An 18,775-nucleotide genomic window follows, 5' to 3' on the forward strand; every position below is an offset into this window, starting at 1 on the left:
TATATACTTAACCTGGTGAAGTTTACAATTCTATTATAATACTTCTATCCATATATTTCAAAAAAACAATCACATTCCCACTAATTTTTTACAAATAACGTTCAATATTTTGTCACTTTGTACTTTTTTCCACATCTGTTAATTCAATTTCATTGCAGGTGAAATTAGCATTGTGCCATAATAGCATAGGAGAGGTGAATATCGCTTGAAATATTTTATTTACTTTATCGTTATCGTGGCATTTTTAGATACATTTTCACAATTACCTATTATGAGTACTTTCGCTCAAAGCCTTGGAGGAACTCCTCTTATTATCGGGCTAGTTGTCGGTATGTACTCATTCGCTAATATGATCGGTAATATTATTGCTGGAGCCGCTGTCGATAAATTTGGTGCAAAAAAAATCCTTTATATAAGCATGGGAATTACGAGTTTCATAGTCTTGTTATACACCGTTGTTCAAAGTGGTGAACAACTATTAGTTGTGCGCTTTATGCATGGATTTAGTGATGGCTTTTTAATTCCTGCTGCCTTTACATTTTTATCAAAACAAACAAATGCAAAAAGACAAGGAAAAGCAATGGCTCTATCTGGTGCTGCTGTTGGAACAGCCGCAATCGTAGGACCTGCTTTCAGCGGTATTATGAAAGCAACAGCGGGCGTAGAATGGGTCTTCATTACTATTTCTATTTTAATGGCTCTTGGTACGATCGTATCTCTATTCTTCTTACCAAATAACGTATCAAGAAAAGATACATCAAGAACACAAATGATGAACAAAGAAGATATGGTTGAACTTTTAAAATCAGAACCGTTATTACAAGCATATATTGGTGCTTTCACATTAATGTTTTCACAAGGAATTGTCACTTACATGTTACCAGTAAAAGTTGAGGCATTAGCGCTTAAAGCATCCACAACAGGCATGATGTTAAGTATATTTGGTATAACTGCTATCCTCTTCTTCTTACTTCCAACAAATCGTATTTATGATCGATTTAATCGTTCGAAACTAATGCTAATCGGAATTGCAGTTATGGCATTCGCATTATCTTTACTCGGATTATTTGCTACAAAAGGTATGCTCTTTATCGTAATGATGATTTATGGAATTGGATTCGCAATCCTCTTTCCATCTATTAACGCTTTACTCGTTGAAAATACTACAGACGATAATCGCGGAAAGGCATTCGGATTATTTTATGCCTTCTTCTCATTAGGAGTTGTTGCTGGCTCCTTTACAGTCGGCGCAATCGGAGCATCACCTAGCGTCAGCTTCATTATCGGGACAGCATTTTTATTAACATTTGCTGGGATGATTTATGTAAGAAGCAAAGTAAAAAAGACAATGATGGGATAATCCATCGTTGTCTTTTTTTTAATGCATATTGATATAACTCGTAATATAATGGAAGCGTTGGAATAATGCCAATTAATTTAAATATAAAAGGTAACCGCTCATCTCCTTCTTCATATAAACGAAAAACAAAAACTGTAGTTAAAGTCCAAATGACGCTAAACAAGAAGATACATTTCCAAACAATTGAGGTTAATATTTGTATATCAAATACAAAACCAAAGAGCCCTATCGAATAGAACTCTTTTTGCCCAATATATTACTTTTGTGTATAACCAAATAACAATGTAAATAAATTGAGCCGTAGAGGCAATAATACATCTCTTCTTTTAAACAGAAAGTTTATAAATACTGACGATACTTCGACAATTTCCTCGGAAATATTTCCTTTCCCCACATAATTTGATACAGTACACATGAATAAACACTTGTATTACATAAAGTGAAACTTTAATCAGTGGGGGTTTGGTTCCTCCCCACTGATTATTAGTTGAACCAATCGGGCTTTTACGGGCAGTTGATCTCCCAACTAACTTCTTTACTTCCACTGAATTTTGAGGTGGGGATCTTACTGACCGTTAATGCGGGATAAACTAAAATAATAACTTACTGTACAAATCAAAAAGCACACTCTTCATATGAAGAATGTGCTTTTATGTTATTAACGTTTAATCCAAACAGCGCCTGCCGATTTATCTTCTGCCTGTCCAACAACTTGGAATTTAAGTCCAAGGTTTGGAACTTTTCTTCCTGCGTCTGCAATTTGCTTGTTACTATATACTTTTGAATCATCAAAAGTTGTAACACCTTGTAATCCAGAATAGTTAAACTGACCACGTGTTAATGAATTTACACTCCATGCTGGTGTTTTATCAAATGAAAATGCAGCATCTGCAATTTGCATGCCCGTATTACCGTATGCTGGTTTTCCGTTTAAATTACCAACTAGCGCTTCTGGATGAGAATCTACAACACCCAGGAATCCTTCACCTGGATGCATCCCAACCCAGTTATCTTTGAAACTATCATCTGCATACCAAACGACAAGGCCTGTATTATACACTGGACCTTTTCCTGCTTTTAAACCATTATCTGATCCCGCATAGTTTCTCCACTCTAAGTAGTAATAATGAGCTTTCTTCTCTGTCCCATCAGAAACAACAAAACCATTTAAATTCATTTTAGACTGTCCTTCTACATCATCAGAAAATACAACTTGTCCATCAACAGTTACATTTACATTGTCCATCGCAAAACCTTTATATGTTACAGCCGGATCTGTAATATAGTCGAATTGTAGTTTCACTTTTTTGCCTTTAAATTGACTTAAATCATATGATTTATCAATCCATTTCCCATCTGTTGTATCTTTATCTCCTTGGACTACTTTTTCCCCAAGTCTATCAATTAATGTTTTCGTTCCATCTTCTGTTACTGCATGTACTTCGACGAAATCGCACTCTGCTTCTAACTCATAATTTGCTTTATAATCGAATTTTGCATTTGTTCCTTTCGTTAAATCAAAGAATGGTGTCTCTAACGTTGTATGCATATCATCGCCTCTTGTACTATAATATGCATGCTTTCCAAACTCCGGTTTAATCGTTTCAACACTTTTACCTGGTAAGTTAACACGTACAACGCCTGGACGATTTGATTTCGTAACACTTTGATCAATATAGGTAGGAACTCCCACACCACTCTTAATTTTATCGTAATCTACTTCTAATATTTTTGCCCAGTTGCCACCCATATTCTTTTGTAAGAAATCTTTATTTTGTGGTGAAAAACTAGTCGGCTCTGTTCCTGCGATTTTCCCTGTCCAACTACCTCCACTCATTAATGACCAAGCTTCGACTGGTGAACCATTTCCAGTATATTTCGTGTCATATTCATCTGGTAATCCAAGATCATGTCCAAATTCATGTGCAAACACACCTACAGCTCCATCTTCTGGTTCAATTGTGTAATCATGTGCTGCTACTTTACCACCAAAGTAATCTACCTTTGATTTCGTACCTTCAATCGCTACTGGATCTACTGCTAATTTTGAACGATGTGACCAGATCGCATCATCACCTAATTTACCGCCACCAGCTTCTTGACCAACACCAGCATGGATTACCATTAAATGATCAATTACACCGTCAGGTTCATTTTGATTCCCGTCCCCGTTTGTATCATATCTATCAAATTGATCAAACTGGGATAAATCTAGTCCTTTCTCAGCAGCTGCATGCAAAGCTTCTTTCACTAAATCACGTGCACCCTTTGGACCTTTATTATCGTGACCACTGCTACCATCAGCTCCATAATCAGATGCTTTTCCTGGAACAGTTAGCCACTCCGTTACATATCCATCTGTCGTATAACTACCACCAGACTGCTCTTCATAGTATTGTTTAAACGTTTTTACTTTTGAACCATCAAATAAAGTATACGGCTCATTACCGAACAACATCTTTTGATAATGTTCTCTACTAAAGTCTTTCGAATACATATAACCTGGTGTTTGATCAATATTATTATGTTTATAATCACTAAATTCAACGAGTAACACTAATACTTTATCCGATCGAACAGATCCCTTATATGGAGCTTGCTTTGCTTTTGAAGTTGGAACTTGCCCATTCAATTGCTTTTTATTTGGTTCTGGCTTTTGCTCAAGGCTAACATTTTTTTCAGCCTTTTTTACATTTTCCTTTTCTTCCATCTTTTTCTCTTTTACTTTTTTTGTGAAATCAGACGTTTCTTGTGAGTGAGCATCTGGAAGAATTTCTTTATTCGCCTGATCTCCTTGTTTCTTTTCAATATATTGCTCGACAGCTTTTTTCGTCTCTTCTTTAGAAGATGCTGGATTAATTGTTCCTCTTTCTTTCAGTGCTTCCGCTAAACGATCTTCTTGAATTAAATTGTAATCAATTGGTGTTGTAGATACATTATCTTTCTCTTTTGCTGGCGTTTCTGCGTATGTTAATGGAGCACTCATTACAGATGTGCATCCGATAATTGCCGCAATTGCTAATGACGATAACACTTTAAATGGCGCTTTTCTTCTCATTCCATTTCTCTCCTTTTATAAAACTTAAAATTCAGATAAATAAGTACATTTTTGTCGAAATCCCCGTTTACTACCCTCCCTATATAAAAAGGCATAATTCTATAAACGTTAAGCTTTCTGTTATAGAATCATGCCCTCCAGTTTTCTGGTCAGACCCTCTATCTTTTTATCCCTTGGTTCAATTAATAATCAGTGTGGGGATGAACAAAGTCCCCACTGATTAAAGTTTCACTTTATATCGAAATATGAAAAATAAAGAGTTATGTGATATATATTAAATATCTTATATAACAAATTTAAAAGACAATATGCAAAATTGCATGAAAATTCTTTTAAATAAAAAAGAATCCTAGTCAATTAAACTAGGATTCTTGCTTTTCTATTATTTCTCTTGTGTTTTTTCCCAATCAGCTAAGAATTTCTCAATTCCTTGATCTGTTAATGGGTGCTTCACTAATGAAGCAATTACGTTTGCTGGGATTGTTGCAATATGTGCACCGTTTAATGCTGCGTCAGTTACGTGAACACTGTGACGTACAGATGCTGCAATGATTTCTGTTTCGATGCCATGAATCGCAAAGATTTCTGCGATTTGACGAATTAAGTCCATACCGTTATGACCGATATCGTCTAAGCGACCTAAGAATGGTGAAACGTATGTTGCACCAGCACGAGCTGCAAGTAACGCTTGAACTGCTGAGAATACTAATGTAACGTTTGTACGAATTCCTAAGTCAGAGAATGCTTTTACTGCTTTTAAACCTTCTGTTGTCATTGGAACTTTTACAACAACGTTTGGAGCAATTTTCGCTAATTCTTTTCCTTCTTCAATCATTTTATCAGCTTCTAAGCTAATTACTTCTGCACTTACAGGACCTTCTACAACGTTGCAAATTTCACGAATGCGCTCGTGAAAATCTACGCCTTCTTTTGCTACAAGTGATGGATTTGTCGTTACTCCAGCTAATACCCCTAATGCATTTGCCTCTTTAATTTCGTTAATGTTTGCTGTATCAATAAAGAATTTCATTTGTTGTTCTTCCTTCCTAATTTTCATTTTATATTTATTTATTTTTCTTAATAAGCTCTAATTCAATCGGAATAGATTTGTCCACTTTTTTACCTTGTGTTATCTCTTTTGCTGTTTGCATCGCCTTCTCTCCGATTAATTCTGGTTTTTGAGCGACTGTTGCAGCCATACGCCCATCGTTAACCGCTTTCACAGCATCTTCTGTTGCATCAAATCCAACAACTACTACATCTGTTTTTCCAGCAGCCTTCAACGCTTCAAGTGCACCTAATGCCATCTCGTCGTTATGAGCAAATACGGCTTTAATATCGCTATTTGCTTGCAAAATGTTTTCCATAACAGATAATCCTTTCGCTCTATCAAAATCAGCCGCTTGTTTGGCAACTACTTTTAAAGACTTATCGGCTACGTTATGGAATCCTTTCCCACGTTCACGAGCGGCAGAGGATCCAGGGATTCCTTCTAACTCAGCAACGTTTGCTCCTTCGCCGACTAATTCACGAATGTAATCACTAGCCATTTGACCACCTTCGATATTATTAGAGGCAATGTGAGAAACAACCTTACCTGAATTCGCAACGCGGTCTACTGTAATAACAGGAACATTGGCTGCGTTTGCTGCACTTACTGCTGAAGCAACAGCATCTGAATCGGTCGGATTAATAACAACTACATCGACACCCTTTTGAATCAAATCTTCAACATCGTTCGTTTGCTTTGCTGCATCATTTTGCGCATCAACAGCAATCAATTCGATGCCACTATCTTTCGCTTTCTTTTCTGCCCCCTTTTTCAAAGTTACAAAGAAGGGATTATTTAAAGTTGAAACAGAGAATCCAACTTTAATAGTTTTATTTCGACCTTTATCGCTAGAATCCTTTGCCCATTCTGGTGGTTCCATTGAACAACCAGCAGTAACGACCATAATACATGCAACGAGTATAAGTAACCATTTCTTCATGAACTGTCCCTCCATTACGCTTCTTTTCTGCGATCAATTAATACAGCTAGTAAGATTACAAGTCCTTTTACAACTTGTTGGAAGAAAGAAGATACACCTAATAAATTTAAACCGTTATTTAGTACACCAATAATAAGTACACCGATGAATGTACCAACAATCCATCCTCTTCCCCCAGAAAGACTTGTTCCACCTAATACAACTGCTGCAATTGCATCTAATTCGTAAGAAGTACCTGCAGTCGGCTGTGCAGAATCTAATCGTGATGTTAAGACAATACCTGCAAGCGCTGCCAAAATTCCGGAAAGACCGTAAATCATTACTTTAATTCTCGTAACATTAATACCTGATAGTGCTGCTACTTCTTCATTTCCACCAATTGCAAATGTACGACGGCCAAATGTCGTTTTCTTCAAAATGAAGTACAGTACTGCGAAAGCGATCATCATTGTAACAGCTGGTACCGGAATACCAAGAAAATAACCGCGGCCAAACATTTGGAACATTAAATGATCACCAAGACCAGTGATCGGACGTCCGTCCATATAAACAAGCGTCAACCCACGAAAAATAGTCATTGTTGCTAAAGTTGCAATAAATGGAGCTACTTTTCCTTTCGCAATGATGATACCGTTTACAATTCCCATTACAAGACCTGCTAATAGTCCAACTGCCATTGCAAGGAACGGATCCATGCCACTTGCCATCATTCCAGCAACAAGTGCACTTGATAATGCTAAAATAGAACCTACCGATAAGTCAATACCCCCTGTTAAAATTACGAAGGTCATTCCGAATGCAATAAGCGCATTAATCGATACTTGACGCAGTATATTAAATAAATTTGGAATTTCAATAAACGCTGGATTTAAAGCTGTAATTACGACGATAATTAATACTAAACCGATTAAAGAACCAAGTTGTTGTAATACATTCCCCTTCTTAGCCATCCTTACTCTCCCCCTGTAGCTAGTGCCATAATAGACTCTTGTGATGCCTCATCTTTCCCTAAAATTCCGCCGACTTTTCCTTCATGAATAACAAGAACTCGATCACTCATCCCTAAAACTTCCGGAAGCTCAGATGATACCATAATAACGGCATCGCCTTGCTCTGTAAGCTTATTCATAATAGAGTAAATTTCTTTTTTCGCTCCAACATCAACACCCCTTGTTGGCTCATCTAAAATGAGTAATTGCGGATGAATGCCTAGCCATTTTGCGATTACAATCTTTTGCTGATTTCCACCAGAAAGAGATTTCACTGCCTGCTCTCCGCTAGATGCTTTCACATTAAGAAGCTTCATCATATCCTCTGTAAACTGTTGTTCTAGCTCGTTGCTTAGAACACTTCCCTTTGAAAGACTTTCTAAATTCGGTAAAGCTAAATTTTCTCGAATTGAAAAATCTAACACTAATCCTTCAGACTTTCTATCTTCTGTAATGAAAGCAATTCTTTGTCTAATTGCATCTATTGGACTATCAATCTTTACTTCTTGTCCATTTATAAAAATTTGTCCAGAGTCTAAAGGTTCATAACCAAATATCGCTTTCATAATATCAGTGCGACCAGCCCCCATCAAACCAGCTACACCAAGGATTTCACCTTTCCTCACTTGAAACGAAACATTTTCAAATTTCCCTTTCTTCGTTCCGTTACGCATTTCAAAAATGACATCACCAATTTGACTATTTCGCTCTGGGTAACGTTCACCAATGCTGCGCCCCACCATCATACTCACTACTTCATCAAATGATGTTTCTGGAATTAATCTCTTTCCCACGTATTCTCCATCACGCAAAATCGTAATAGCATCACATATTGAGAAAATCTCTTCCATACGATGCGAAATGTACACGAATGAAACACCTTCTTTACGTAACTTATTGATTACTGTAAAGAGCGTTTCGATTTCACGATCCGTCAGTGCCGCAGTAGGTTCATCCATAATAATAACGCTCGCGTTTGTCATTAATGCTTTCGCAATTTCGATAATTTGCTGTTGTCCAACCGATAATTCCTCTGCTAACATAGCGCCTCTTACATGCAACCCTAACTCCGCTAGTTGCTGCTGCGCAATCGCGTTCATTTGTCGAGTGCGTAAAATACCTGTTTTCCCATACATTAACTCTTTACCGAGAAACATATTTTCAGCTACTGTTAAATTCGGCAATATGTTTAGTTCTTGATGTATAAATGCGATGCCGTACTCTTCAGCTTCTTTCGCATTTTTAAAGGTGCGCTCTTGCCCATCAATTGTGATTGTCCCACCATCTTTTTTGTATACACCTGTTAAAATCTTCATGAGCGTTGATTTACCCGCTCCATTTTCCCCCATCAATGCATGGACTTCTCCTGTTTCAATCATAAACTGTGCATTCTTCAGAACAGGATTTCCATTGAACGCCTTTGAAATGTTTTTCATTTCAATATGCATTCCCATCACTTCCCTTTATTAAAAAATCACGCCTGCATGTAAAATTACATTTGCATAAGGCGTAGCCTCGCCTGTACGAATAATCGCCTTCGCTTTCTTTGTATGCTCTTTAAATTGCTCATGAGATACATACTCAAATGCTGGCTCTGTTAATTTCTGCTCGATCTCTTTATTTACTGCCGCATTATTTATAATGACTTCTTCTGCTAACGTCACTTTTTCGATTGCCATATCATCAGCTACAACTTGTAACACTTCTAAAAAACTCGGTTTTCCAATCTCAACAGCTAAATCAATTCGTTTTACTCCATCCGGAATCGGTAACCCGCAATCAGCAATTACAACCGTATCTGTATGCCCAAGTGAAGCAAGGACTGCCGCGATTTCACTATTTAATACACCATGCTTTTTCATCCAACAATCACCTGCACTTCACGTACTCGATCTCTCGTTGGCATACCGCCCTGTGCTCCAAGTTTCGTTACAGAAAGACCACCGGCAATATTCGCGAAACGAATTGCTTTTTGAAGTGTCTCTCCTTCAGAAAGTGCAACTGCTAACGCACCATTAAATGTATCACCAGCTCCAGTTGTATCCACTACATCAACAGCAATGCTAGGAACATGTACAATCTCCGTGCCATTATGGAAACGAACACCGTTAGAACCTTCTGTCATCAATAATTTATTGGGATACTTCGCCAATAAATCTTCAATTGGTGATGTAAAATCATCTAATACGATGCGGCACTCATGTTCATTTGGCGTAATATAAGTTGCCTTTTCTAAAATGTCTTCTGATAAAACTTGTGCTGGCGCTGGATTTAACATAACAGGAATATTATGTTCCTCACAAATAGCCAATACATATTTTACTGTTTCAAGTGGAATTTCTAGTTGAAGAACAACCATATCCGCTTTTACAAGAAGGTCTTTGGAGCGATCTACAACTGACTTATTTACAAGAGCATTTGCCCCTTGTACGACAACAATACTGTTATCTTCTTCTGCTAAAACGATATGAGCAATTCCTGTCGTTCCATCTGTAACCGGTACCACATAATCGATAAAAATGCGTTCGTTCTCCAGATTTTTTCTAACTACTGTTCCATAATCATCATTTCCTACCGCTCCAACCATTGCTACATTTGCTCCTAACCTAGCTGCAGCAACTGCTTGGTTTGCCCCTTTCCCTCCTGGGATTGTATGAAACGCTTCACCAATTACTGTTTCTCCTGCTTTCGGGCGTTTTTTTGAAACAGCCACTAAGTCCATTGAAATGCTTCCTACTACTGCAATATTTGGCATCTGTTTCATCTCCTTACTTCGTTGTATTTCGTTCTATAATTTCAATCGGCAAACGATAATGTTTCTCTTCTAATGTATTTCCTTCCATTTGCTCTAACAACAACTCTGTTGCAATTTTCCCCATTTCATATATCGGTTGTGCAACTGTCGTAATAGATGGATACATCATTTCCGTTAAAGAAATGCCATCAAATCCGATAATTTGTAAATCATCTGGAATGGCAATCCCCTTTTGAAGTGCCGCCTTTACAATACCGATCGCAATTAAATCATTCCCAGCGACAATACCATCAATATGCGGGTATTCTTCTAATAATTCCATCGCTACACGCTCACTATTTGCTGGATCAAACGTACTCTCTGCAATCATATACGAAAGATTATTTTGCGTAATAACGTCTACAAAACCTTCAAAACGTTCATTTGCAGTACTCACATCACGTGGACCGCGAATATGTGCAATATGTTTACATCCTTTATCTAGTAACAACTTTGTCGCAGCCTGACTTCCTGCATAGTTATCTGCATATACAGTAGGAATACGCTCATTAAACATACGGTCAATCGCAACAACTGGAACAGATAAATTCATGTAATTAACACTATTTTGTGGATTCGTTGCTACAATAAATCCATCTACATTATTTTGTCTAAGTACATCAATATATTGTTTCTCTTTTTCTAAACTTTCATCAGAGTTACAAAGGACAACTGTGTAACCTTGTTTATGTGCTACATCTTCTACGGCACGTGCAACTTCCGGAAAGAATGGATTCACGATATTTGGAACAACTAAGCCAATTAAACGAGACTTTTTATTATACAGTGAACGCGCTACTGTACTAGGCTTATAATCTAACATCTCAATTGCACGTTCTACCTTTTTTAATGTATCTTCGTGAACATATCCATTTTTATTTAGAACTCTGGAAACGGTCGCAACAGATACTCCCGCTAATTTCGCAACGTCTTTGATCGTACTCATTCTCTTTTCTCCTCATTTCATGTAACCGTTTACAGAAAATAATATAACGTATTTCTAAAAATACGTCAATCATTTCTCACTAAAAAGCTTTTAAGGTTATACTCAAAAAAGCACCGCCATAAGGCGATGCTTCTTCATTACGAGTATGATACAGTTTTTTCTTTTTCTTCTACAACAGGCTCTTTAGCATCTTTTTTACGATCTGATAATTTAATTTTTTGTAAGAAAATCGTAAAGATGGCACCTACTACGATAAATACTAATCCTGTTAAGAATACAGTATGAAGCGAGTCTACTAAAGAGTTTTTCAAAATAGGTACAATGCTGTTAGCGAACGCTTCTGGCATTTGTTTTAATGCCTCTGGGCTAAATAGCATTGAATATAAACCTTGTGGATCTGTGTGAATCATATCTTTAAATTTCGTTACCATTTGTCCCGCTTCTTTCGGGAATGTATCTAATACAGGTACTAAATTTTTTGTTAATGTCGTACCTGAAGTGTTATTCATAATTGACCCTAAAATTGTAATACCAAATGTACCACCGATTTGTCGGAAGAATTGACTTGATGACGTTACGACACCAAGGTCTTTTTTCGGGAAGCTTTCTTGTAACGCTAATGTTAATGTAGGCATTACAAGACCCATTCCTAAACCGATAACCATCATATAAGAAGTAGCTGTAAGCTTCGTTGTGTGCATATCCATCGTTGTTAATAACCAGAAACCACCGGCCATAATAAGCATACCTGCGATAATTTGTGGTTTTACACCAACTTTTAATACAAGTTGCCCACCGATAATACTCATCACAATCATTGTAATCATCATTGGAGTCATAATTGTTCCTGATTCAGCAGCACTTACTCCTACAATCCCTTGCATGAAGAATGGTACGAACATAATCGCACCGAACATTCCAATACTCATAAAGAATCCAATCGCATTCAGTATTGTAAATGTGCGATTTTTAAAGAAGTGCATTGGTAAAATTGGCTCTTCAGCTTTCGTTTCAACGATAACAAAGCTAACGATACCAATTACAGCTAGTGCAAATAAACCGATAATTTGCCAAGAATCCCATGCATAATCTTTTCCGCCAAACGTTAGCGCAAGTAATAAACTTACAACACCGAGAATCATCGTAAAGATTCCAGCGATATCAATTTTAATTGGTCCTGTTTGTTTATGTGATTTTAATCCCATTGCAATAAAGATTGTTGCTAAAATACCAACCGGTAAGTTAATGTAGAATACCCATCTCCAGTTCACTGCATCTACAATCCAACCACCAACTTGTGGTCCAATTACAGAAGCAAGGCCGTATAACGCCCCAAAAATACCTTGCCATTTCGCACGTTCTTTTCCCGTGAACATATCTCCAATAATAATCATAGCCATTGGCATCATAATACCGCCACCAAGACCTTGAATACCACGGAAAATAATTAATTCTGTCATACCATTTGCCATACCACATAACGCCGAACCAATCATGAAAATAACTAGCCCTGTTATATATACGTTACGACGACCAAGTAAATCAGCTAATTTACCTGCAATTGGTACAACTGTCGTTGATGTTAACATATAAGCTGTTGTTAACCATGTCATTAAGCTTAATCCACCTAGGTCACCGACGATACGTGGCATTGCTGTACCGACAATTGTTCCATCTAATGCAGCAAATAGCATCGCGATAATTAAACCGATTAACAACAACTTTCTATTTTGATTTTCTTGTTGCTCCATGTAATCTCCTCAATTCCTCTTAGTTATTCTCTTTTTTCTCTTGTGTCCCGCAAATAATGGTTTCTAACTTCTCAAAGAGACGTAATAAATCTTCTCTTTCTTGCAACTCTAAATGTGAAAAGTATTTTGCAATATGCTCGTTACGAGCTGTCATTGCCTCTTCTACTCTAGCTTTCCCCTTTTTCGTTAACTCGATGATGACAACGCGACGGTCATCTTTGTCGTGATAGCGTTCTACAAGTTCTTGATCGATTAGACGATCAATCATCACTGTAATCGCGCTAGGCTTCACATACATCTTTTTCGCTAATGTTGTCGCTCTTGAAGCCCCATAATGATCTAGAATCTTTAAAATATAAAACTGCGGTGGTGTAAGTCCTGTCGCTTGCATTTGTTCTAATAACTCCGTTTGCCTTTTCTTTCCAATCGAAAAGGCAAGAGCTTGAATTTTATCGATATGCGTCATATCATTTGGCATGTTATCCACCTCTTATTTAAACAATAAAATATTTAATGTATTTAAATATTAATCCCACGAATAAAATCCGTCAATACTTTTATTCATAAAAACGTTTACATTTTTGTCACAAAGTTGTATAATTTTCGACGAAGTTAATATTGACAGTCACGGAGAAACGGAGTACACGGCTATGAATCATAAAAAAGGAAACTTTTTTATATTTCATGGCCTTTTTATGTTCTCTGTCTTAAAACGCTTCGAATTAATTAGGGGAGGATTTTCATTTTATGTTTTTCACACAATTATTTAAACCTGCGCCCCACGCGGAACGCTTACCAGCTGATCGCGTTGATAGCGAATACCGTAAATTACGTTTACAAGTATTCTTAGGTATCTTCATCGGTTATGCAGGTTACTACTTTGTTCGAAAAAACTTTTCACTAGCAATGCCATACTTAATCGAGCAAGGCTTTAGTAAAGGGGAACTTGGGGTTATCCTTTCAGCAGTTTCTATTGCTTACGGATTAAGTAAATTTCTTATGGGTATCGTATCCGATCGTTGTAATCCTCGCTACTTTTTAGCAGCTGGGCTATTTTTATCAGGTATCATTAATATTATTTTCGGCTCATTTTCTTTCATTACAACGAGCATTATACTTATGTTTGTACTTCAGTTTTTAAATGGATGGGTACAAGGTATGGGATGGCCTCCTTGTGGTCGTACGATGGTTCACTGGTTCTCTATTAGCGAACGTGGTACAAAAATGTCCATTTGGAACGTCGCTCATAATGTTGGCGGAGCGCTTATGCCTTCCCTTGTAACATTAGGCTTATACTTCTTCGCAGATGACTGGAAAAGTATTTTTTACTTCCCAGGTATTCTTTCAATTTTAGTTGGTATTTATGTATTAATTACGATGAAAGATACGCCTCAATCTTGCGGACTACCTTCTATTGAAGAACATACTGGGGAATATCCACCAGATGAAAAAGTAAAAGATCGCGAACGCGAGCTTTCAGTAAAGGAAATTTTATTTAAATACGTATTAAACAATAAGTTTTTATGGTACATCGCTATTGCGAACGTTTTCGTATATTTCGTACGTTACGGCGTTGTAGACTGGGCTCCTACTTATTTAGTAGAAGAAAAAAGCTTTACTCATAGTAGCTCACGTACTGCTTACGCTCTATATGAATGGGCTGGTATTCCAGGTACACTTCTTTGCGGATGGATGAGTGATAAACTATTTAAAGGACGTCGTGCACCTGCTGGTATTTTATTTATGGTTGGTGTATTTATAGCAGTTCTTGTTTACTGGTTAAACCCTCCTGGTAATCCAATGGTTGATAGTATCGCACTTGTCGCAATTGGATTTTTAATTTACGGACCGGTTATGTTAATTGGTCTACACGCTCTAGATTTAGCACCAAAGAAAGCTGCTGGAACTGCAGCAGGCTTAACTGGATTCTTCGGTTACTTAGGCGGAGCAGCTTTCGCTAGTGCAGCTATGGGCTTTATCGTAGATGCATTCGGATGGGATGGCGGATTCATCTTATTACTTGCATCTTGCGTACTTGCAATGTTCTTCCTTGCTCTTACTTTAAATACAGGGTCAGTAAAATCAAAACAAGCTTAAATAATATATAACAACCATAAAAATAGCTCTTAGCATTTACATACATGCTAAGAGCTATTTTTTATTTTCATTGCTGTTCCTACTAATGATAACAACCAATTCCTTCCCTACTATAAGATTAAAAGATTTGATGAAACACCTTTATTAAAACAGCTAACGTAACAGATGCAGCAAATCCCCCTAAACAAATAAGACTGACACCTTGGCTATATGACAAATTTTGAAATGATTTCATTGCTTCCATCCTCCCTATCTCCCTTTTGATACTTTTATTTTACCAATGGGAAAAATTTCATAACATCGATTTCTCTAACAACTAACTTACAAATTTGTAAGTTAACATCTTTTCAACTTATATATCTAGTATTTCCACAAATAAGAGTCATTTATACATAAAAAAAGACCTCAGTTATACTAAGATCTTCGTTACATTCTATTTCATTTTACAATCATCACTGGACATTTCACACGCTTTGCTATTTTATGACTTACACTTCCCAGCACCATTTCTTGCAGTGTATTGAGCCCTCTACTTCCAGCAATGACAAGATCTATATCTCCTGTATTTACATATTGAACAATTGTATCTCCAGGATCACCATGTAATATCGTAATTGTATAAGAAATGTTCTCTTTCTTTAATAAACCTTCAATCTCTTTTAATTTATCTTTTCGACTAGCTGATATTGTTTCTAAATCTGTTTGACCTTGTATAATATCTGATTTTGCCGTTCTATTATCTACTACGTACACAACTTCAACATTTGTTTCTTCGCTACATTTTGCAATATATGTTGCATGTTCCGCTGCTCGAAGTGCATGTTCAGAACCGTCACATGCTAATATAATTTGTTTGTACATATGCTGAATCCCCTTTTCGTTATCCTACTCGTATTATATAATAAAGCCCCCTAAAAAGGAGGCTTTTAACTAGCAATTCTTTTATTATAAGTAGCTAAATTTGCAACAAGTTTTGAGCTACGTTCATTTAATCCTGTTATACTTACTTTCACACCACTTTGTTCATACTTCATGATAACTTTATCAATTGATGCCACTGCTGAATCATCCCATACGTGCGCATGAGTAAAATTCATTTCAATTTCTTTTACATCTTCATTAAATGAAAAATTAGTTATGAAATCGGCTGTAGATGCAAAGAAAAGTTGACCGTGAATTTCGTATATTTTCTTATTTTCAATATATAAATGTTTCACGTGAATCTTTGCCATATTGAATGCAAATAAAACTGCACTAATTACTGTTCCGATAATTACACCTAATGCTAAATTATGTGTAATTAGGACAATCACAACTGTTACGATCATAACAAATGAGTTTCCTTTTGGTACTTTATGAATTGTTGTTACAGAGTTCCAATCAAACGTTCCGATTGAAACCATAATCATAACTGCAACTAAAGCTGCCATCGGAATATGAACGACATAATCTCCTAAAACGAATAGTAATACGATTAAAAATCCGCCCGCTACAAATGTTGATAGGCGACCTCGTCCACCTGATTTAATATTAATAACAGATTGACCGATCATTGCACAACCTGCCATTCCTCCGAAGAAACCAGCAACAATGTTTGCGATCCCTTGTCCGCGTGCCTCTTTATGCTTATTACTTTCCGTATGCGTCATATCATCTAAAACTGAAGCTGTTAATAATGATTCTAGTAAACCGATAATTGCAAGCATAACTGCATACGGTAAAATAATCCCTAATGTCTCAAGTGTAAAAGGCACGTCAGGAATACTAAAGAACGGTAATTCTTTCGGCAGGCTTCCCATATCTCCTACTGTTTTCAACTGTAATCCGCTCATAAGTGCAATACTCGTCACAATAATAATTGAAATAAGCGTAGAAGGTACAACCGTTGTAATACGTGGAAATAAATATATAATTGCAAGTCCTAATACAACGAGTGCATACATTTGCCAATTTGCATTTTTAAAATGTGGCAATTGCGCTGTAAAAACTAAAATTCCAAGTGAATTTAAAAAACCACTCATAACAGATTTCGGAACAAACTTCATAAATGAGCTCAGTTTGAACACGCCAAAAATAATTTGGACAATACCTGTTAATATTGTTGTAGCAAATAAATATTGCAAACCATGATCTTTAACAAGCGTTACCATTAATAATGCCATTGCACCTGTTGCAGCTGAAATCATTCCAGTTCTTCCGCCAACAAATGAAATGGTAACTGCAATACAAAAGGCTGCGTATAGTCCAACTGTCGGATCCACGCCTGCAATAACAGAGAAGGCTATCGCTTCAGGGATTAACGCTAAAGCAACGACAATTCCTGATAACACGTCCCCTCTCACATTAGAAAACCAGTCATTTTTTATCGTTTGAAACAAAATACCACTCCTCTACTCCTTTATAATTTGATTTTCTCCATAAGAAAATCTAGCCGACTGCACGAAGGATATTATATAACGAGTAGAAGATTTTTTGCTATGTAAAAGTTTCCTAAAGAAAAAGATGTTACCTTCGTAGCTTCTTTTTTAGGAAACTTTAAATATACTATCACCTATTGTTGATTTAACGTACAATGATTTCGGATTCTACAGTATGTCAAATGAAGAGAACTTTGTTTGGATGGATGAAAAATGCACATGTAATTCAGTTCATTTAATTGAATAATCCAAGGATCAAGATATTAGCTACCAAGGGAATTCATTTAAAGTTCTATAGATATTTACACTTCATATATCAGGTTTAGTTTGGATCGTTTAGGATTAGAGGAGTTTATGCTAATTTAATGAAAATAGTAAGAGCACTCTTTCGAGTGCTCATTTTATGCAGATACAGTTGCTTTATTCTTACGGAATATACCCATTAACCCACCGATTAATAGTAATACACCTGGTAATAAGTAAATTATAGAAATACAAATAAATCCACCGATAGCAGCCACAGTCATCATAATACCGCCAACCTTCGCTTTACTTCTTACCATAACAGATCCAACAATTCCTAAGATTGATAGAGCCACAGCTCCCCAACCTAAACCAATAACAGTATTCGCTCCATCAGCTTCAAAAGCAGCTCCCATACCGCCGATCAATAAAGCAACAAATGCACAAATAATACCAAAAATACCTCCAATAAGACCTAATACAAATTCAGCTGTTCTTTTCATTTTAATCTCTCCTTATTTAGCAACTTCAAATTCAAATTTCACTGATTTCTCGTCAAATGTAAATGTAGGTTTAAATGTACCAACAAACTTATCGCCTTCTGGTACATCAAATAACATTTTGTTTGTAATTTGGTTACCTGGCGCAATATTTTCGTTTATAAACGTATTTTCCCCACCAAAGTACTCTTTGAATTGGTTGCCGTTAGTATCAGCAATTTTTAATTCAGAAGTTCCAAAATATATATCTTTTTTGCCATTATTTTTAGCATTAAAAGCGATTTCTAGTACTTTCCCTTTTTCAGCTTTTACGTATTCGTTAGGCTCAACGAATTTAGCTGAACTGAAAGTAAGTTGTAGGCCATTAACTTCTACCGTATCTCCAATTTTATAAATCTTGCTTTCAGCTTTTTCCTTTTTATCTTTCTTTTCAGCCTGTTTAGGAGCATCGTTTTTACTCACTTCTTTAACTTCAGTTTCACCACAAGCAGCTAAACTAAAAGCAAGTGCACCTGTTAAAGCAATAGTACCCAATTTTTTATACATTTCTTTTCCTCCGATTATGTAAAATGTAAGATTTCCGAAACTATCATAACAGAAACAGTTACAACTTTTTTGTCATATTTTGT

At 36.5% G+C, this 18,775-nt stretch carries 17 protein-coding genes and 1 pseudogene; 2 read left to right on the top strand and 16 right to left on the bottom strand.

All coding sequences use genetic code 11. The features are described 5' to 3' along the window. Window positions 1-205 precede the first annotated feature (205 nt). Window positions 206-1,360, top strand: a complete 1,155-nt coding sequence (locus tag HMAS_RS24830; RefSeq protein WP_116345074.1) for an MFS transporter — start codon at window positions 206-208, stop codon at window positions 1,358-1,360. On the opposite strand, the pseudogene HMAS_RS24835 reads toward HMAS_RS24830, so the two are convergent. The 11 genes and pseudogenes from HMAS_RS24835 to HMAS_RS24885 all read right to left on the bottom strand — a co-directional run. Beyond that, window positions 1,281-1,589, bottom strand: a pseudogene (locus tag HMAS_RS24835) (hypothetical protein); the annotation flags it as partial. The gene HMAS_RS24830 and the pseudogene HMAS_RS24835 overlap by 80 nt on opposite strands. 429 nt (window positions 1,590-2,018) lie before the next feature. After that, the gene (gene inhA2 / locus HMAS_RS24840) at window positions 2,019-4,418 is read right to left on the bottom strand and encodes a M6 family metalloprotease immune inhibitor InhA2 (RefSeq protein WP_001252990.1); all 2,400 of its coding nucleotides are present in this window, start codon (window positions 4,416-4,418) and stop codon (window positions 2,019-2,021) included. A 382-nt stretch (window positions 4,419-4,800) separates the two neighbouring features. Continuing rightward, complete coding sequence (gene fsa / locus HMAS_RS24845) at window positions 4,801-5,448, bottom strand: fructose-6-phosphate aldolase (RefSeq protein WP_000667661.1); 648 nt, start codon at window positions 5,446-5,448, stop codon at window positions 4,801-4,803. 34 nt (window positions 5,449-5,482) lie between these two features. After that, entirely contained in the window at window positions 5,483-6,409 is a 927-nt protein-coding gene (gene rbsB, locus HMAS_RS24850; RefSeq protein ID WP_025710083.1) for a ribose ABC transporter substrate-binding protein RbsB, read from the bottom strand. Window positions 6,410-6,423: 14 nt separating this feature from the next. Further along, entirely contained in the window at window positions 6,424-7,359 is a 936-nt protein-coding gene (locus tag HMAS_RS24855) for an ABC transporter permease subunit (RefSeq protein WP_116345075.1), read from the bottom strand. A 2-nt stretch (window positions 7,360-7,361) separates the two neighbouring features. Continuing rightward, window positions 7,362-8,846, bottom strand: a complete 1,485-nt coding sequence (rbsA, locus tag HMAS_RS24860) for a ribose ABC transporter ATP-binding protein RbsA (protein ID WP_002163845.1) — start codon at window positions 8,844-8,846, stop codon at window positions 7,362-7,364. Between the two features lie 18 nt (window positions 8,847-8,864). Next, a complete protein-coding gene (gene rbsD, locus HMAS_RS24865; RefSeq protein ID WP_000716150.1) occupies window positions 8,865-9,260 on the bottom strand; it encodes a D-ribose pyranase in 396 nt (131 codons plus the stop codon). Continuing rightward, the gene (gene rbsK / locus HMAS_RS24870) at window positions 9,257-10,153 is read right to left on the bottom strand and encodes a ribokinase (protein WP_001132860.1); all 897 of its coding nucleotides are present in this window, start codon (window positions 10,151-10,153) and stop codon (window positions 9,257-9,259) included. Before rbsK ends, rbsD begins: the two co-directional genes overlap by 4 nt. Before the next feature lie 13 nt (window positions 10,154-10,166). Further along, the gene (gene rbsR / locus HMAS_RS24875) at window positions 10,167-11,138 is read right to left on the bottom strand and encodes a ribose operon transcriptional repressor RbsR (protein WP_000104047.1); all 972 of its coding nucleotides are present in this window, start codon (window positions 11,136-11,138) and stop codon (window positions 10,167-10,169) included. A 137-nt stretch (window positions 11,139-11,275) separates the two neighbouring features. Then, window positions 11,276-12,889, bottom strand: coding sequence for an MDR family MFS transporter (locus HMAS_RS24880; RefSeq protein WP_000437641.1), 1,614 nt, complete (start codon window positions 12,887-12,889; stop codon window positions 11,276-11,278). 19 nt (window positions 12,890-12,908) lie between these two features. Further along, window positions 12,909-13,367 carry a MarR family winged helix-turn-helix transcriptional regulator gene (locus HMAS_RS24885; protein ID WP_116345077.1) on the bottom strand — a complete coding sequence of 153 codons (459 nt, stop codon included), beginning with the start codon at window positions 13,365-13,367 and terminating at the stop codon, window positions 12,909-12,911. Between the two features lie 269 nt (window positions 13,368-13,636). On the opposite strand from HMAS_RS24885, the gene glpT reads away from it, so the two are divergent. Further along, window positions 13,637-14,986: a glycerol-3-phosphate transporter gene (gene glpT, locus HMAS_RS24890; protein WP_000466385.1), complete on the top strand. Its 1,350-nt coding sequence runs from the start codon at window positions 13,637-13,639 to the stop codon at window positions 14,984-14,986. A 118-nt stretch (window positions 14,987-15,104) separates the two neighbouring features. Here the strand turns inward: glpT and HMAS_RS24895 are convergent, their stop codons facing one another. From HMAS_RS24895 to HMAS_RS24915, 5 genes are all read right to left on the bottom strand, one after another. After that, a complete protein-coding gene (locus HMAS_RS24895; RefSeq protein WP_000834733.1) occupies window positions 15,105-15,221 on the bottom strand; it encodes a DUF4027 family protein in 117 nt (38 codons plus the stop codon). Between the two features lie 203 nt (window positions 15,222-15,424). Continuing rightward, window positions 15,425-15,847 carry a universal stress protein gene (locus tag HMAS_RS24900; protein ID WP_000277999.1) on the bottom strand — a complete coding sequence of 141 codons (423 nt, stop codon included), beginning with the start codon at window positions 15,845-15,847 and terminating at the stop codon, window positions 15,425-15,427. A 65-nt stretch (window positions 15,848-15,912) separates the two neighbouring features. Beyond that, complete coding sequence (locus HMAS_RS24905; RefSeq protein ID WP_025710085.1) at window positions 15,913-17,364, bottom strand: SulP family inorganic anion transporter; 1,452 nt, start codon at window positions 17,362-17,364, stop codon at window positions 15,913-15,915. A 440-nt stretch (window positions 17,365-17,804) separates the two neighbouring features. Further along, a complete protein-coding gene (locus HMAS_RS24910; RefSeq protein WP_025710086.1) occupies window positions 17,805-18,149 on the bottom strand; it encodes a DUF4064 domain-containing protein in 345 nt (114 codons plus the stop codon). Between the two features lie 12 nt (window positions 18,150-18,161). Then, window positions 18,162-18,692 carry a DUF4352 domain-containing protein gene (locus tag HMAS_RS24915; RefSeq protein WP_000277056.1) on the bottom strand — a complete coding sequence of 177 codons (531 nt, stop codon included), beginning with the start codon at window positions 18,690-18,692 and terminating at the stop codon, window positions 18,162-18,164. Window positions 18,693-18,775: the final 83 nt, after the last annotated feature.

This window comes from Bacillus sp. HMA207 (assembly GCF_003402455.1).
GTDB classification, from domain to species: Bacteria; Bacillota; Bacilli; order Bacillales; family Bacillaceae_G; genus Bacillus_A; species Bacillus_A cereus.

Excerpts from the sequence above, each read along its gene's own strand:
- inhA2 (WP_001252990.1), bottom strand. The coding sequence starts at position 4,418 with ATGAGAAGAAAAGCGCCATTTAAAGTGTTATCGTCATTAGCAATTGCG.
- HMAS_RS24880 (WP_000437641.1), bottom strand. The coding sequence starts at position 12,889 with ATGGAGCAACAAGAAAATCAAAATAGAAAGTTGTTGTTAATCGGTTTA.
- HMAS_RS24915 (WP_000277056.1), bottom strand. The coding sequence starts at position 18,692 with ATGTATAAAAAATTGGGTACTATTGCTTTAACAGGTGCACTTGCTTTT.
- rbsR (WP_000104047.1), bottom strand. The coding sequence starts at position 11,138 with ATGAGTACGATCAAAGACGTTGCGAAATTAGCGGGAGTATCTGTTGCG.
- HMAS_RS24895 (WP_000834733.1), bottom strand. The coding sequence starts at position 15,221 with ATGAAATCATTTCAAAATTTGTCATATAGCCAAGGTGTCAGTCTTATT.
- HMAS_RS24855 (WP_116345075.1), bottom strand. The coding sequence starts at position 7,359 with ATGGCTAAGAAGGGGAATGTATTACAACAACTTGGTTCTTTAATCGGT.
- rbsD (WP_000716150.1), bottom strand. The coding sequence starts at position 9,260 with ATGAAAAAGCATGGTGTATTAAATAGTGAAATCGCGGCAGTCCTTGCT.
- rbsB (WP_025710083.1), bottom strand. The coding sequence starts at position 6,409 with ATGAAGAAATGGTTACTTATACTCGTTGCATGTATTATGGTCGTTACT.
- rbsK (WP_001132860.1), bottom strand. The coding sequence starts at position 10,153 with ATGCCAAATATTGCAGTAGTAGGAAGCATTTCAATGGACTTAGTGGCT.
- HMAS_RS24910 (WP_025710086.1), bottom strand. The coding sequence starts at position 18,149 with ATGAAAAGAACAGCTGAATTTGTATTAGGTCTTATTGGAGGTATTTTT.
- HMAS_RS24885 (WP_116345077.1), bottom strand. The coding sequence starts at position 13,367 with ATGCCAAATGATATGACGCATATCGATAAAATTCAAGCTCTTGCCTTT.
- glpT (WP_000466385.1), top strand. The coding sequence starts at position 13,637 with ATGTTTTTCACACAATTATTTAAACCTGCGCCCCACGCGGAACGCTTA.
- HMAS_RS24900 (WP_000277999.1), bottom strand. The coding sequence starts at position 15,847 with ATGTACAAACAAATTATATTAGCATGTGACGGTTCTGAACATGCACTT.
- rbsA (WP_002163845.1), bottom strand. The coding sequence starts at position 8,846 with ATGCATATTGAAATGAAAAACATTTCAAAGGCGTTCAATGGAAATCCT.
- fsa (WP_000667661.1), bottom strand. The coding sequence starts at position 5,448 with ATGAAATTCTTTATTGATACAGCAAACATTAACGAAATTAAAGAGGCA.